Annotated in this window: 13 protein-coding genes and 1 riboswitch; of the genes, 5 read left to right on the plus strand and 8 right to left on the minus strand. The window is 37.2% G+C overall.

All coding sequences use genetic code 11. From position 1 onward, the window contains the following. The first annotated feature begins 30 nt into the window (after positions 1 to 30). Positions 31 to 1,011 carry a hypothetical protein gene (locus ACTQ5J_RS03785; protein WP_441750673.1) on the plus strand — a complete coding sequence of 327 codons (981 nt, stop codon included), beginning with the start codon at positions 31 to 33 and terminating at the stop codon, positions 1,009 to 1,011. A gap of 118 nt (positions 1,012 to 1,129) precedes the next feature. Here ACTQ5J_RS03785 and ACTQ5J_RS03790 read toward each other — a convergent pair whose 3' ends face one another. Both ACTQ5J_RS03790 and ACTQ5J_RS03795 read right to left on the minus strand, forming a co-directional pair. Then, positions 1,130 to 1,573 (minus strand): DUF2187 domain-containing protein, encoded by a 444-nt coding sequence (locus ACTQ5J_RS03790; protein WP_441750674.1) that lies wholly within the window; start codon positions 1,571 to 1,573, stop codon positions 1,130 to 1,132. Positions 1,574 to 1,662: 89 nt separating this feature from the next. Then, positions 1,663 to 2,562 (minus strand): diacylglycerol/lipid kinase family protein, encoded by a 900-nt coding sequence (locus ACTQ5J_RS03795; RefSeq protein WP_441750675.1) that lies wholly within the window; start codon positions 2,560 to 2,562, stop codon positions 1,663 to 1,665. 127 nt (positions 2,563 to 2,689) lie between these two features. Here ACTQ5J_RS03795 and ACTQ5J_RS03800 point away from each other — a divergent pair, with 127 nt between their 5' ends. Next, a complete protein-coding gene (locus ACTQ5J_RS03800) occupies positions 2,690 to 3,253 on the plus strand; it encodes a 5-formyltetrahydrofolate cyclo-ligase (protein WP_441750676.1) in 564 nt (187 codons plus the stop codon). A 43-nt stretch (positions 3,254 to 3,296) separates the two neighbouring features. Continuing rightward, positions 3,297 to 3,399, plus strand: a riboswitch (THF riboswitch). 38 nt (positions 3,400 to 3,437) lie between these two features. Beyond that, positions 3,438 to 3,995 (plus strand): folate family ECF transporter S component, encoded by a 558-nt coding sequence (locus tag ACTQ5J_RS03805; protein ID WP_441750677.1) that lies wholly within the window; start codon positions 3,438 to 3,440, stop codon positions 3,993 to 3,995. 87 nt (positions 3,996 to 4,082) lie between these two features. On the opposite strand, the gene ACTQ5J_RS03810 is transcribed toward ACTQ5J_RS03805, so the two are convergent. Continuing rightward, the gene (locus ACTQ5J_RS03810) at positions 4,083 to 5,453 is read right to left on the minus strand and encodes an MATE family efflux transporter (RefSeq protein ID WP_441750678.1); all 1,371 of its coding nucleotides are present in this window, start codon (positions 5,451 to 5,453) and stop codon (positions 4,083 to 4,085) included. Between the two features lie 238 nt (positions 5,454 to 5,691). On the opposite strand from ACTQ5J_RS03810, the gene trhO reads away from it, so the two are divergent. Together trhO and ACTQ5J_RS03820 are read left to right on the plus strand one after the other, a co-directional pair. Next, the gene (trhO, locus tag ACTQ5J_RS03815; protein ID WP_441750679.1) at positions 5,692 to 6,663 is read left to right on the plus strand and encodes an oxygen-dependent tRNA uridine(34) hydroxylase TrhO; all 972 of its coding nucleotides are present in this window, start codon (positions 5,692 to 5,694) and stop codon (positions 6,661 to 6,663) included. Positions 6,664 to 6,694: 31 nt separating this feature from the next. Then, positions 6,695 to 11,707 (plus strand): transglycosylase domain-containing protein, encoded by a 5,013-nt coding sequence (locus tag ACTQ5J_RS03820; protein WP_441750680.1) that lies wholly within the window; start codon positions 6,695 to 6,697, stop codon positions 11,705 to 11,707. Positions 11,708 to 12,536: 829 nt separating this feature from the next. On the opposite strand, the gene ccpA is transcribed toward ACTQ5J_RS03820, so the two are convergent. The 5 genes from ccpA to ACTQ5J_RS03845 form a co-directional block, all read right to left on the minus strand. Next, positions 12,537 to 13,535 (minus strand): catabolite control protein A, encoded by a 999-nt coding sequence (gene ccpA, locus ACTQ5J_RS03825; protein WP_441750681.1) that lies wholly within the window; start codon positions 13,533 to 13,535, stop codon positions 12,537 to 12,539. A gap of 346 nt (positions 13,536 to 13,881) precedes the next feature. Next, a complete protein-coding gene (locus ACTQ5J_RS03830) occupies positions 13,882 to 14,328 on the minus strand; it encodes a YtxH domain-containing protein (RefSeq protein WP_441750682.1) in 447 nt (148 codons plus the stop codon). 21 nt (positions 14,329 to 14,349) lie between these two features. Next, positions 14,350 to 14,892: a DUF948 domain-containing protein gene (locus ACTQ5J_RS03835; protein WP_441750683.1), complete on the minus strand. Its 543-nt coding sequence runs from the start codon at positions 14,890 to 14,892 to the stop codon at positions 14,350 to 14,352. Between the two features lie 176 nt (positions 14,893 to 15,068). After that, on the minus strand, positions 15,069 to 15,782 hold the full coding sequence (locus ACTQ5J_RS03840; RefSeq protein WP_441750684.1) for a GntR family transcriptional regulator: 714 nt from the start codon (positions 15,780 to 15,782) through the stop codon (positions 15,069 to 15,071). 66 nt (positions 15,783 to 15,848) lie between these two features. Beyond that, positions 15,849 to 16,835 (minus strand): acetylxylan esterase, encoded by a 987-nt coding sequence (locus tag ACTQ5J_RS03845; protein WP_441750685.1) that lies wholly within the window; start codon positions 16,833 to 16,835, stop codon positions 15,849 to 15,851. Positions 16,836 to 16,843: the final 8 nt, after the last annotated feature.

A 16,843-nucleotide genomic window follows, 5' to 3' on the forward strand; every position in this document is an offset into this window, starting at 1 on the left:
TTAAAATTTTATCCAAGAGGAGGCCTCTCGATGACCGATGTGTTTGAAATGCCTAACAATGCGGAAAACTATTATCGAAAAGCACTGAACCTAATTGAAGCGAAGCGCTACATAGAAGCTGCAGAATTGTTGAAAAAAAGTTTTCTAATCGAACCAAATTTCCATGTCTTTGAAGAATTAGTCCAAATTTACCTATCTTTCGCTTTAAACGAAGAATTAAAAGACATTTGGGAAATACTTGATTTAGATACTGACCAGATCCTAGAAGATAGTGCCTTGACTCAACTATATGGTCTCTGCGTTCCGATACTTTTTGATCAGCAATTAGCTATAATTGAATTATATCGTATTAAAGAAGTATCACATAGCCGACAATGGCCCACTGAACATCTTAGTCGCTCCATCGCAGAATTAAATGATCAACATCTTTTTGAAAAAACTCTGTCAAAAGCGAGCACACCCGAAGCAATCCAGCAACTGATAGACCAACTTGTCAAGAAAGGCAGTCATGAACTTTCCTTACGGATTAAACAACTCATTCAAATGCCTTTAGAAGTCACTGACACTTTGCTGAGAGCATTACTGGTTCATCCTGAAATTTTTCAATACCTAAAATCCAATATTCTACATAATTTAATTAAACAAGAGGTTACGGGCACTTATCTGCTATCTTGGTTCGGTGAAACAAGCTCTGTTACAATTGTAGAATTAAAACAGTTTGACCAATATCCAATTTATGATCAGACAATAAGCTGTATCCAAGAATATTGTGACAGTAATAATCCACACCTTTTCGAGCAGATTTGCCAGCAATTTGTCATGCACTCCATGATCTACTTTCCTTATTTGGAAAATGTTATCACCAGTGGACAAGCATGGCTAGATATTTTCTTAGTCCAAAATGGTCTTGAAGATGAACGTAACGCGTCGAGCCTGAATCAAGAATTACTTACTTACTACAGTGTCGCCAACGACGAATTGTTGAAACTCTATTCTGGTCGACAAAATTAGCACAGTTGCTCAGTCCACACTATGTGGCCATAGAAATAAAGATTAAGAGCTAAGCAACCCTCAACCATTTATTCAATGAGTGAGGGTTGCTTAGCTCTTTTAACTATCATAAACCTTATTATTTAGATTCTTTGGTATCTTCTTTGTCTGCTGCTTCATCCTCTTCTTCGAAATCACTCACTGTTGGTTGTGAATCTAAGATAAGTCCTTCGTCTTCATCTTGAGGTGGTAAAGTAACAAAATCTATAATATCTTTAAAATTGACGATTGTTCTTTCTTCAATAATATCGTGCAAAGTTTTATCGGATTTATCCCAATAAATCTCAACTACGGCACTATTCATCAACAACTTTACAATAATACCAGTCATATCCATTCCGCGGAAAGTAAAAGTAATTTTATCGCCAATGTCTGGTCGAATTGAGGCTTTAACTTTCTCAATCATTTCCAACCCCTCGTCATATTCAACGTTCAATAAGGTTGCAATTCTTGATTTACTCGTTCCACGTCTTAATTCTTTCTCGATTAAGGCACGCTCATCTTTAGACAGCTTTGTTGCCATCGCTACCCCTCTTTTCTGTTGGCTAATATGCTACATACAATATTATACCATACTTCCAATATTTGGGTTAAGAAAACACTCTATTCAAGCTAAGCAGGTACAATTGCTTGTAAGCGATGTTTTAAAACTTTAATTTTTAATGGCAGGTTAGGACCTTGGTCGCCATCCACATTACTTTCAACCCTGTCGTGTGATGGACACGTAATCGTAATTTCTGAGTCAGATAAAACAAACATACTATCCGTTTCTTCTGGATGAATGCCGCCTTCAAATAGAGTTTGTATCGTTGACTTAGCAATCGCTCCTTTAGGTGCTATCAAGTGAGCAAGTCCGTCATCATAAGAAGCATGCGGAATCATCACTTCAATACCGGCGACACTATTTGTCAGAGCTACAATTGCTAAATTTGTTTCAATCTCTCTGATTTCACCATTGGCATTCTTTATTTCAAGAAGGTATTTATCTTGATTAAAGTAGGCTTTCACACCATCTCTTAAATAAGCCAATACGCCTAATTTGTTTTTGTCATCGGAATCTGTATGCATTACTGATTCTGGTACGGCACCAATTGCGATTACATTAATAAAGTGGCTTTCACCATTAATTTGACCAATGTCTAAAGGAACAGTTTTTATGTCTCGATATTGTTCAATGGCCTTATCGGGATTCATATCGTATCCAAGGACACGTGCTAAGTCATTGACCGTACCTAAAGGCACAAAGCCAAAATAGGGAACTTCATCATTTTGTAATAAACCGTCCACTGTTTCATTGACAGTCCCGTCTCCTCCTAAACAAATTACCGTATCAAAGCCATCTTCTAAAGCGGTTGAACTCCATTGTTTTGCATCGCCAACATCAGTAGTTGGACGAACCTCAACTGTCGCTTGATAAGTTTCCTCTAAAACTTGACCTAATTTATTGCCATAGCCGACTGCTTTACCTTTTCCAGATCCTGGGTTAGGTATAATTAATACATTCTTCAGCAATATGATACCTCCTAATCATCTTATTTGACTATATATTAGCATATTTTTAATTCGAAAGGGAGATTTTGATTTTTATATTAGAAAAGGCTATGATGGACGTACCATTTAATAAGAGGAGGTTTGATTATTGAATAAAAAGACCTTGCGCCAAAGTATTTTTGAAAAAAGACAGCAGCTTTCACCTGATTATTATCTGAAGGCGAACGCTGCCATCGTAGATAAGGTGTTGTCTACAGAGGTCTTTCAAAAAGCAGCAAATATTTTTATATACCATGGAGTCGGAAAAGAATTAGACACGAGTAAAATTATTTCCGAAGCATTTAAGCAAGGTAAACTAGTTGCTCTGCCTCGCGTCCACGGCAAGGGAGATATGCGTGCCCATTACTTTCAACACGGTGATCAATTGGCCGTCAGTTCGTTTGGTATACCTGAACCTTTAGCCAATAGTCCTGAGATGATGCCTAAAGACATTGACTTAATCATTATGCCGTGTGTCACATGTAATACGAGGGGGCATCGCTTAGGGTATGGTGGAGGTTTCTATGACCGTTTCTTAACTAAGACTGATGCCTTTACCTTACTGCCATATTTTGACGAACTTCTAGTTGAAGAGATTCCGATTCAGGAGCATGATCAAGTGATGGATTGTGTGTTAACCGAAACGAGTGACTATCCCATCCAAATTGACTAGTTTCTATCGGAGATAAGGGTTATAATTATAAAAAATAATAATTGACAGAGTAAATAATCTGCGTCAAGTGTTGCTAGATGGAATGTTGCTAGCAAACGAAAAGCCCATTCATTGGAGACTTGCGATAGATTATTGCATTCGCTGCATATTAATGTAGCTCTCATGTCTTAAGGAGAGTATAAAAATGAATAAAAAACACAGTCAACAACCGATTAGATACACCAAGGCTGGCAAGTTACAAACACAACAAATCACCCTCTTAGCTATCGTTTTAGCTGGTAGAATTGTTTTAAGTTATGTTCCTTCGCTGAGTTTTGGTACCTATGCTGAAATTGGGTTTGGCTTTATTGGGACTGCCTTCAGCGGCATTCTCTTCGGTCCTTGGTATGCTTTAATTGTTTCCGTCGCAAACGATTTGATTACTTCTTTGTTGCATGGTAAAAATTTCTTCTTGGGCTTCGTTATAAGTGCTGCTCTCGGAGGGTTTATTTACGGGAAATTACTTTGGCGCCAACCATTTTCTTGGTTAAGAGCCTTTCTAACTGTGTTGCTCGTGACTGTCGTTATCAACCTAGGTCTTAATTCTCTTTGGATAAAAATGATGTTCGACGAGGCATGGGTCGCTTTCATGCCCCTTAGAATTGGCAAAAACTTGGTATCTTTACCACTGAATACTTTAATGTTAGGACTCGTCTTCAAAAATCCTACCATTCAGCGATTAATCAAACAATATGAATTCTAAGCCATTTCCACCGCCAATAGTTATTGGCGGTTTTTTCACGGTTCAGTGATTGTTCCTATTTTGGCCTTCAAAAAAAGCCTAAACTCTTTACGAGTCTAGACTTACTGTTTGAGCTTGTTGTTGCACATCTAATTTATTTTTCCGTTTGTGGTAAGCATAACCTAATGGGACAACCGCTCCGATCCATGCCAAAGGGCTAGCTAATACAATGCCAATGAAACCTAGATATTCACTCAGTACAAAGGCAGCAATTACGCGCATAATTAATTCCATGATGCCCGCAATCGTTGGTATCAAACTGTCTCCTAGACCTTGCAAAGTATAGCGGTAGATAAATAATAAACTTAATATCCAATAAAAAGGCGCCATATAAGCAAAATACATCCTACCATAGGTAAAGATATCGGCTTGTGAGCTACTGTCTGCGAAGATTGTCACAACATGTCCGCCGAAGAAAGCTAAAATAACCCCTGCAATAATAGCGACACCCAAGGTTAAAAAGGTTACTGAACGAACACCTTGTTTAATTCGTTCAAATTTTCTAGCTCCGTAGTTTTGGCCAACATATGTTGCCATCGCGACACCGAATGACATTAAAATTAGATTCACTACTTGATCAATTTTCTGTGAAGCTGTAAAACCCGCTACCGCTAAGGGACCAAGTTTATTTAACGCGAAAGTGACTGATAATGAGCCAATAGCGATTATTGATGATTGAAATGCCATAGGTAAAGCGATTTTCCAGTGTTGGAAAAGCTCGTCTTTTTTGGCTTTCAAATATTTAAAATCAAATTGCAATAACGGCCATCTTTTCTGAATCGTCCATAATAACAGTATAACTGCTACTGTTTGAGAGATGATTGTCGCAAAACCTGCGCCAAATGTTCCCATACGTAAATGAACAATGAAGACATAGTCTAAAATAATATTGGTGACCATCGCAATGACCAAGAAATATAAGGGTGTTCGGCTATCACCTAAGGCACGCATAAGATTACTCAGCATGTTATAAAGTATGGTCATCATCATCCCACCAAAGATGATTTTCAAATAATCATAGGTATAATCAATAATTTCTGTTGGTGTATTCATCAATATGAGTATATCTCTTAAGTAATAGACACTGAGCAGCGTTAAAATTAAACCAACAACTAATGAAGACAGCCAGTTGATCACCACGCTACGCTTCAAGCGCGTGTAATCTTCTGCGCCAAAGGCCTGAGCAGTTGGTATGGCGAGTCCAGACGTAAAACCTGTTGAAAAACCAATAATAAAAAACATTAAACTGCCTGATGCACCTAGACCAGCTAGCGCATGAACCCCTAACGTTCTTCCTACTATGAAAGAATCGACCATATTATATAAGAGCTGAAAAAAATTCCCAATAATTAAAGGCACTGAGAACAAAACAATATTTTTTAATGGTGATCCGCTAGTCATCCCTTTCAATTTTAGCACCTCTTCCTTTTGTTAACACTGAATAGTATAGTCCAATAAGTCTCTAATATCAATCTTGTGGGGCTGCTTATTCACTTAATTTTGGTTATAAGATTATTATATTAACGGAAGATGTAGCGATGTTTAAATTTTAATGAAAAAAGGCCAACTATTGTGACTTTTACGCTTTTTAAGTATAATATTAGAGTTAGATTTTATATTAATTTGTAGCATGCAACTACAAGGAGGAAGAATTATTATGTCAAAACCATTTAGAGTATTACTGTATTACAAATATACGCCAATCGCTGATCCAGAAGCTTTTTCGAAAGAGCATTTAGCTAATTGTAAACGCATTGGTGTGAAAGGCCGTATTTTAGTCGGTGAAGAAGGTTTTAACGGGACTGTTTCAGGTACGGTTGAACAAACAGAAGCTTATAAAGCTTATGTTCATTCATTACCAGGCTTTGAAGATGTTTGGTTTAAAGAAGATGAAGAAGACGTGATGGCATTTAGAAAAATATTCGTTCGTCCTCGTGAAGAAATAGTCAGCTTAGAGCTTGAAGAAGACATCAACCCATTAGAATTAACTGGTGAATACTTAGATCCCAAATCATTTAAAGATGCTTTACTTGATGAGGATACTATTGTATTGGATACACGTAATGACTATGAATATGACTTAGGTCATTTCCGTGGTGCCGTTCGTCCTGACATTCGTAACTTCCGTGAGTTACCACAATGGGTTATTGATAACAAAGAGAAATTCATGGAGAAACGTGTTGTTGTTTACTGTACTGGTGGCATTCGCTGTGAAAAATTCTCTGGTTGGTTAGTGCGTGAAGGTTTCAAAGATGTTGGTCAATTACATGGTGGTATCGCTTCTTATGGTAAAGATCCAGAAGTTCAAGGCGAACTATGGGATGGAAAAATGTATGTGTTTGATGATCGTATCGCAGTGGACATTAACCAGGTTAACCCTACAATCGTTGGTAAAGATTGGTTTGATGGTTCAGCTTGCGAACGTTACGTAAACTGTGGTAACCCAGAATGTAACGCTCAAATCCTAACTTCACAAGAAAACGAAGCTAAATATGTGAGAGGTTGTTCACCACAATGTCGTCGTCACCCAAGAAATAGATATATCTCAGAAAATAAATTGACGACTGAAGAATGGGAAACACGTTTAAGAAACATTGGTGAATCATTAACAGATGTTGAAACTGCATAATTATAACTTACGCGACTAAGGAGGTGAATGAATGACTAAGAAATATACTTCAAAAGATTTTAATAAACAAGATGAATTTCATGATGATCAAGATGATTCTTTTTATGACGTTTCCTTTGATCTGCCCATCGATGAAGACACTGATCGTCATTCATCGCCCAAAAATGAGTCAGCTTTAGAGGACTCAACCAATAAAGATAGCCCATCAAAATGGGATGGGTTTTACGATAATTTTAAGGAAAAACAAGAAGCGAGCTTCGAACAAGCTAAACAGGAGCAAGTCGAAATCGATGAAAAACTTCGCCTAACACCAGAAAGTGATGAGTCTCCAAGGGAGTCTCTCCTTCCTGTGGATGATAATCGTGAAAGCGACGATTTTATTCAACAAGATGCGGCAAAATCTTCAGTTATGCTTGATCGCTCGATTCGCAAGGTCAGATCTTTATTTGCTGATTTTGACAACTACGAGCCGCCTGTTGCTAATCCCTATAAATCTGAAGTCAATGAAATATTGAAGCAACGTGGTGCTACTTTTAAGAAAGAAGACACGACTCATGCACAAGCAACTGTCCCTTCACTTGATGAGGGCGTAGCGTCTGATTCACAAGAGACGACTCCCAAATGGTTTAAACGTTTCCGTCAAAGTACAACTGACCATGGTGAAACGTTTGATGGAATCAAGAGTCAGCATGATATCGAAGAAGGTCGTCCGGCTGATGAACCACAAGCAACTGACTCCTTGATAAGTCAAGCGGATTCAGATAACTCACGCAGTGTCACAGGTGTCAGCTTGTTTAAGAAACTATTCAAAGCAAATACAGGAGAAGACTCACCTTTCGAAAAAGACACTACTACCACTGCTGATGGATTAGACCGTTTCAATACTGACCCAGACTTTGAAACGATTCAACATGAGCCTAACGAAAAGGAATCTTCATTATTTAATCCAACTGTGAATGAGACAGCCGAAATAGATGAGCCTGTGGATGTTCCACTGTCTCCTACTGCTTCAGCTTCAGATGAAACAGATCAACCAACTAGTTGGTATCAACGCTTCAGTCCTTTCAAAAAGACTTCTAGCGAAAATGATCTAACTGATCAATCCTTGTTAGATTCACATGGGCTTTCCTTAGAATCACCTTCTTCGAAGCTAGAAAATTATACGACTGAAGGTATACGAGATTTTTCAAAAGAAGACGCTACAAGCAATAAAGAGTCTTTCATTAAGAAACGAGTTGAGAACGAACTTACTTTAGATAAAGATTATTTTGATTCTCAAAAGCCAGTTATTGAAAAAGATCAAGAGTCTTACTCTCCTTTAAGTCACTCTGAGAAGGCACCTATACAAGAATATGTTTCTAACACAATTTCGTCTGATTCTCCTGCTCATCAGTTTAAAGAAGCACAAACACGTCGACGTTTATCAAGTGACCTCCCATCTCCAGAAGAGATAAGAAAAGAACGCGAAAGACGCCGTCGTTTAAGAGTTCAAGAATTAGAACAAATGACTAGCTCTGAGGAAGTTGAAAAAACGTATAAGCAAAGCTACACTGAGTGGCTAAAGGACTACAATAAAAAAACTATTGAAAAAGACACATCAACACCCGGTAAAGATAAATCCGTGGATTCATCTTCCACGCTTGTAGCCTCTAATTTAGGCAGAGAAGATACTGTTCAAGCTGCTGATGCAGTTCTTGATGAAGCAAGTCAACACCCTGATGCTTTTAATGCTGACAATTCTATCAAGTCATTGGAAAGCACTTCTTCTGAATCCGAAGAAACTATTAATTTAGATAAAAACTTTAATCATTTTGAATCATCTGATGAAATCGTTCAGGAGATTTCAGAACATGAGTTTGAAGAGGCTCTGCTTGAAACGCCTGTTGAATCAGAAAGTTTTTATGAAGTCGAAGACATAACAGATAATCAGATGTTGGATGAGTTTGAGTTGGAAGTCGATTCAAATACAAGTTTAGAAAAGCAATCCACTCCAAACACACCATCCATTAAAACTAAAGATTTAGAAACCGAAGAAGCTACTGTGATTCCAAAAGTCTATCTTGAGGACGAGGTAATTGACGTCACTCTTACTGAACAGTCATTGACTGAAGACGAGTGGTCTAACACAATCCTTGCACCAATAGCTGCAGAAGTTGATGATAATATTGAAGTAAATTCGTTTATTGATGATGACGCATTAGTCTTTAACGAAGAGCATCAGAATTTCACCAACGAAACCGATGGCTCTGTTGATGAATTAGCAGAAGGACTTGAAACTGATGATCACAACAAGCAAAGCAAGCTAGTGACCGGATCTTTGCTTGTATCAGATAAGATAGCTAACAGCTCTAAAGGTTCAACACTTGATTTAACTGAAGTGAGCGTTGAAGCTGCTGAATCAGAGGATACACATTTTACAGTTATCCATGAACCTGTCAATTCAACGAAAATTGACAAAGAATTAGCTGCTGAAGTTGAAGCAAATTTATTGTCTGAATCAATCCCTATTTATAAACGAAAAGATAAAAAAATAAAAAAAGAAATTTATTCACTTGCTAGTTTATCTACTAAAGAAAGAATTTTCTTTGGTATTAATATTGCCTTTAACGTTATTAAACGAATCGGTTTATATATTATTCTAATCGGTATTTTAGGTGGTGCCATGGCAGGTGGAGTAGGTTTTGGTTATTTTGCTAATCTCGTTTCTAAAACGCCCCCTCCTTCTTCTGAAGAGATGGCGACAGCAATCAATCGTCTCGAACAACAAAGTACCTTATATTATGCGAATGGTGAACCTATCGCAAATATCCGTGCAGATGTTGTTAGAACGATTACGAATATCGATGAGATTTCACCTTATATCATAGACGGTTTGATTGCGACTGAGGATGAAGATTTTTATAATCACCCTGGCGTTATGCCTAAAGCAATTTTTCGAGCGGTCATTGAATCCATTTTGACCGATGATGGTTCCGGTGGTTCTACTCTTACCCAACAATTGGTTAAACAGCAACTCTTAAGCCCGGATGTAACCTTCTTCCGTAAAGCTAACGAAATATTATTAGCCCTACGATTAGAGAATTACTTTACTAAGGATCAAATTTTGATGGCTTACCTTAACGTTTCACCATTTGGACGCAATAATAATGGAGACAACGTGGCTGGTATTATGAAAGCTGCTGAGGGTATATTTGGAGTGAAACCAACTGATGTCACGTTAAATCAGGCGGCATTTTTAGTTGGCTTACCTCAAGACCCCTATAATTACACACCTTACGATCAATTAGGCGCTCTAGTTGATGATTTCGAATCCGGTATCAATCGAATGCAAGAAGTGCTCTACCGCATGTATCGTGAGGAAAAGATCAGCAAAGAAGAATATGACAGTGCAATTGCGTATGACATTACTCAAGACTTCTTGCCGCAAGAAACACGCGATGAGCAAAGACAATCTTACTTATACCAAGCAATGATGAATGGTGCGATTGAACAGTTAATGTTACTTAACATTAGAGAAGATGGTTACGATTGGAAAACTATTTATGAAGACGTTGACTGGTATAACGAATATTATTTTGCTGCAGAGGAACAATTGAGAACTGGTGGTTATAAAGTGTATACAACCATCGACAAAGAAATCTACGATCATTTACAAGTATCCGCTGCAGCCTATGATGACCAATTAGGAGCAACCTATGATGGTATCTTCATAGATCCCGAAACAGGAGCGGAAACATACTATATCGAAAGTGTTCAAACAGGAATTGTTGTCATCGATAATAAGACTGGTAAGGTACTTGGTTTTGTTTCTGGTACAGACTTTGAGAATAATCAAATTGATCATGCATTCAATATGCGACGTTCTCCTGGCTCAACAATCAAACCACTTGCTGTTTATGGACCAGCGATTGAAGAAAATTTAATTAACCCTTCAACGATTATCCCTGATACAGAGTTTGTTCAGACACTAAGCGATGGGAGTGAATACCGTCCTACCAACTATGGCGAAGTGATTAGTGGAACTTATTATTCTGCTCGAACTGCCTTAATGAAATCGGACAACATTCCTACCATTCGAATTTATGATCAATTAATCAACCGTAAAGTGCCGATTATTAATTATTTAGAAAAAATGGGCTTCAATACCGTTGATTCTTATACTGAAACAGAAACTCAATACCTATCGTTCGCCTTAGGTGGAGTGGGTACTGGACCGACTGTTTTTGAACAAACACGTGCATTTTCAACTTTCGCTAATAACGGTCAATATGTCGATGGTTACTTCATCGAACGTATTGAAGATACTTTTGGAAATGTTGTCTTCCAACAAAATGAACAATCTGTTCAAGTGTTTTCTGAAGATTCGAACTACTTAATGGTCGATATGTTAAGAGATACAATGGATGGTGGTTCTGGGCAAACAGCTGGTGGTGTTAAAAACTTTGGTGGGGATTGGATTTCTAAATCCGGTATCAGTGAAAACTCCAAAGATATTTGGTTTATTGGATCAACACCGGCGATTACAATTGGTTCATGGATTGGTTACGATAATCAATATGCAGAGTATGTCTTTGATTTAAATGACGGTTTTGACCGTGAAGCTGTTCGTAGCCAAACTTATTGGGGCAATGTCGTTAATGAACTTTATGCCTTGCGTCCTGATATATTCGGCATTGAGCAAAGCTTTACACAGCCTGATTCGGTACAAAGTCAAGCAGTCTTAGAGACTACTGGAACTCTATCAGGCAGTGTTCAGATAAATAACCGAACTTATCAAGTGACTTCACCAACCTATGAAGATTTATTTAAAAAATCGAATCCGGCTCCAACTCTAAGCTTTAACTTTATGTTTAATGCGGCAGATACGGATCATCAAACATTCTGGGCACAATACGCTCAAGTGGCTGATCAACAAAGACAACAACAGCAACAACAAAGCTCATCTAGTTCAAGCTCTAGTGAAGCCGAAGAGAATTCTGGTGATGAAACAAGTGAAACGCCACCTGAAGAATCATCCCCTGAGGAAACGCCTCCTGCTGAATAACTGTTTTCTTGCGAGTAATGTAAAGAGTTAACAAATTTTATAGTTAAACGAGCGTCACTGTCAAAACTAAAGTTTTGACAGTGACGCTCGTTTTTATACTCTCTAGTTCTTTAAATTACCCAATAATATTCTCCTACTCTATTTAATCTGAGCAGCTTTATTCGGATGTGCCTTAATGCTCCTAAAACACTAGAATGCTCGCCAATTGTATTGACTCTTCTGCCTATTCTATTTCACAGTATATGCTCCTATGGTTTCATTCTTTTGGATTAAATGAATGAACCTACGGCTTCTTTAGCTATTGCAACCACTATGTCGTATTGAAGCACCTCAAATTCACTATAAATAGTGCCTAAGCTCTTCAGTAAAACAAAACACCCTACAGCTCCATTATGTACAAAGTCTGCTCATATTGCCTATCCAGCGATTAAAAGACATCTCTCAACCTAAGTTATCAATTATTAAACTTAATTTTTTCTTTTTCCTATTTTGGAGTAGGATTTTTTGATTTCCTCTTTCCCCCATCGTTTAATCATTTGCTTTTTATAAATTAGACGATTTATTTGAAGTCATCGACACCTTAGAGACATCCATTCAAATAATCCATAATCACCCTATGCAGTTCATCTAGATAAATCACTTGAAAAAATATCAGTTCAAAAAAAGCCAGCCACTTATACAAGTGACTGACTTGATATCATAATGTTAGTTATCATGAGTTTGACGTTGAAGTGACTTCACTAATTGAAAAGCTTGGTATAGTATTACGGCAAGGGAAAAATATACTTGCAGTTTTCTTAAAGAGTTTTTCAATGTTATCGCATCCTTCTTATTTTGTCGTTCCTCGTTTAAGAACTTTATGAGGTAAAATAATTTGTTTTTCATCAATGTCTTCACTGTTCATAATTTTAGTTAATAGTCGCATTGCAACCGCACCAACATCATAAAGCGGGAATTGAATACTTGTTAATTCAGGACGAACATATTGAGTGATTGGTGAGTTATTACTTGCTACCACTTCAAATTCCTCAGGAACTTTAATTCCGCGGTCTTGTAAAGCATTTAATATGCCTACTGCCACTTCATCTTGTGAAACAAAAGCTGCTGTAGCATCTGCATCTAATAACTGATCAACAATTTTTTCGCCATCTTTATATGAATAAGATTTTTGGAAAAGTAACTCTTCGTCTAAATCTAAACCATGTTTCTTTAATGCTTCTAGGTAACCTACATTACGGAAACTACGGTTAATCACATCTTCATTAGGTCCTGTTACTAAAGCAACGCGACTTCTGCGCTCTAGAAGGTCTTCAACAACCTCTTTTGCAGCTTCACGGTAATCAATATTAACTGTAAAGAAATCATCCTCTAATAAAACAGTCCCTGCAAAAACAACAGGTGTATTCGTTCTTTGAACTTCTTTTTTTATGCTATCACTAATATTGTTCCCCATGTAGATAATGCCATCAACTTGCTTAGATAAAAGTGTATTAAACACTTGTAGCTCTTTCTCTGAGTTTTCATCAGAGTTAGCTAAAATGATGTTATATTTATACATTGAGGCAATATCATCGATACCTCTGGCCAATGATGAAAAGAATAAGTTTGTTACGTTAGGTATAATAACTCCAACTGTAGTAGTTTTTTTACTTGCTAATCCACGTGCAACAGCGTTAGGTCGATAATCTAATCGATCGATTACCTCTGACACTTTTTTGCGTGTGCTTGGCTTCACATTTGGGTTACCATTCACTACACGTGAGACAGTTGCCATAGAAACGCCAGCTTCTCTTGCAACATCATAAATTGTGATGGTTTGCTTCTCCATAAAAAAATCCTCGCTTTCAGAAAATCATATATTCACACATAATCTATCATAGCGATTTACATTTTGCAAGCGTTTTAATTACATTTAAACATTTTATTACCAACGATTGTTTGAAAAAGAGTATTTTCAAAGTCTTTATGCAATTTTAAAAAGTATGATAAATATTTTAATAGAAAAAGATAGTTTTTTGTTATTAACACACACACTATCATTTGGTGAATCTCTCACTCTGGTATTTGTGAAGAGTTGTTCATTCAAGAATTTTTCATGAAATCGTACTCAACGGATAAAAAATGATTAATCGCTGAAAAACCTGCCTTCAACGATTAATCATAAGAGTTCTATATTACGCTTTATCTTTTACTTCGTCAACTGCATCTTTAGTTTCTTCAGCTAAATGTGTCGCTTCATCAGCTACAGTATCAGCTAAATTACCAGCATCGTCTTTAATTTTATGTTTAGATTGCTCTAGTTCGCTTTTTACTTTACTCCACTCTTGAGACGCTTCTTTAGATAAATCGTTCACTTGAGTTTTAAACTGATTCGCTGAATCTTTCAAATTAACTTTGATATCTTCAGTTGCTTCTGCTGCTGCGTCATACATTTCTACACCACGTTCAACTGCATAATCAGAATACTCTGAGGCACGATCTAGTAATTGGTCTAACTCATCTTGTATGTCATCTCTTAATTCTTTACCTGATTTTGGTGCGTATAAAAGCGCGGTTGCTCCTGCAATGGCTGCTCCAAAAAGTGCTCCTAAGAAAAATCCACTATTGTTATCTTTTCTCACTTTCAACATTCCTTTCTATAACTACTTTAGATTAATTTCACCAGCTGTTGAAGATGGCTTTGTTTTTGTTAATGATACAAGTTCTGATTCAGAATCTACTTCTGAAAGATTGACTGTAGTTTCTGCAAATGACTGATTGGGCGTTGCTACTTTCGTCTGCGCTTTTGGCTTAGATCGCGTCGACTTAATAAAACGTTCCAGTGGTGAGGTTTTCTTTTTACTTGCGCCACTCAGTAAATTAGAGGTCAACTGTTTGGTTGAACTATTTACATCTGAAACAGTGACACCTAAATCACCAATTGCTGTAAACAATGGGTCAGTCTTACTCAGTTTACCATTTACGTCGTCTACCAATGTGTTAGCCTTGTTTAGAAGTCCTTCAACCTCAATCGATAAATTATCTACATCTTTTGTTACAATATCGATGGTTGAATTCAATCTTTGGACAGTATCACGAATTTCTTTCATAATCGTGGACAGCCTCGAAAGATTAATACTAATAAACCCAACTAAAACAGCAAACGCAAGCGCCGCAATCAAGCCTGCAATTTCTCCGATACTCATGCTAGAAAATCACTCCTTTACTGTTTTCATGTTATAAATATACCATTTTAATTAAATTATCACAAACATTATCGCTCTATTGACAAAAGTATATTGCTGTAAATAAAATTAATAACAAAATACCTCGCGACACATTTCCGTGAAACGAGGTAGCTTACTAGGTGTTCGAAAATTCATCAAGCTCTAGTTAAAACAAATTCAACTTGAAATTCGTCATACTTATGAGTAGAAATGGAATATTCAAACAGTTCTCCCGTATTTAAATAACCAGTTTGTTCGACGATCGCAACTGGATCTCCCTGTTCAAGGGCAAGTTCTTCCGCTTCAAAATCATTTGACTTTCTAACCGTTATTTTGCGGTGTGCGCTTTGAATACTGGCATTAAGAGTAGATTCAATATACTCATAGATTGAACCGTTGACATTCTCTAGCTTTAAACCTGGGATCACATCAATCGGCATATAAGTCTTTTCAATGGCCAGTGGCTTTCCGTTCAGAAATCTGACCCGATGAATATGGTAGACAAAACTATCTTTTTCAATATTTAAGCTATTCGAAACATGTTCAGTAGCGACATCCACGGTGAAGTTAAGAACCTTACTATGAACTGCTCCCTCTTCATACAAAGCAGAGGTCCCCATAAACTGACGCGACATCATTAAACGTTGAATCTCAACTTGGCTAAGGTCTTTAACAAAAGTACCATAACCTCTTCGCTTGATAATTAGTCCCTCACTCACAAGAATGTCTAATGCTTTCTTCATGGTCATTTTACTAACTTCGAATCGTTCACACAATTCTTTTTCCAGAGGGAGTTGTTGATTTGGTACATATTCCCCAGATAATATTTGTTTTCTTAGTTCATTCGCAATATACGTATACTTAGGCATAAATACCCTCCCTTTTATCTTAATAACAAAATTTCTTGCGAGCTAACACTTCTACTTTAGCATAATTTAAGCCTGTTCGCTTGGTTTTTTCTCGTTAAGTGATAAGTATATATCTTTTCTCATGAAATCTGAGAAATCAGGTATATATTCATGGCCGAACTCTGGGAAAAACAACAGTTCTTTATCAGTCGTAATCTTGTTATAGACGCCGAATTGTAATTTGGGGTGACAAACTCGGTCTTCAAGTCCAATCCCCCACAATACATTTGCTTTTAAATCTGAGACGAAAAATTGTAAGTCTATATAGTCAAGCGTATTGAAAAAATATTCTTCATGCTTATGCTGTGGGTCATTGAATCGAAACCAGTAAGCTAACTCTTCATAAGCTGATTGTTCAACATCTAAACGATAAGCTTCACGAAAGTTACTTAAGAAGGGATAGAGTGTAAAGACCGTTTGAATTCTTTTTTCAAAGTAACTAGAGATTAATGCTAAAGCACCACCTTGTGAAGCACCATAAGCATATAAATTATCAGTATCCACCATTGGCATGTGTGTGACAATTCTAGTTAGTTGATAGATGTCTAAGTAAACTTGACGGAAGAAGAGATTATCAGGTCCTTCCTTAAGCCCACGAATAATGTGACCCTTTAAAGAATTTCCGCGACTAACTGTCGTGTCTTCAGAAGGCCCACCCTGACCCCTAACATTTAAAGTAACAGTTAAGATGCCTTCGGCAGCATAGGCGATTTTATCGCCCCAATCGCCAGCATTACTATGGTAACCATGGAATTGAAATAATACAGGCATTTTCTTTTGAATATTCTTTGGCCGAACTATCTGGGCATGTATCCTAGCCCCATTGACACCTTCAAAGTAAAGATCAAAGCCTTCGGCAATGCTGGAATATATCTCGTGCTGAACTAGTTGATAGTTTACTCCTAAATCTTCTACCTCTTTTTTCCCCTTTTTCCAGAATTCATCAAAGTCTGCTGGTTTTAAATCACTGGACTGATAGTCTCCCCAATTTTCTAATGCGACTGTTTTTAACATGCTATCCC

The organism is Fundicoccus sp. Sow4_F4 (genome assembly GCF_052116145.1).
Lineage (GTDB): Bacteria > Bacillota > Bacilli > Lactobacillales > Aerococcaceae > Fundicoccus.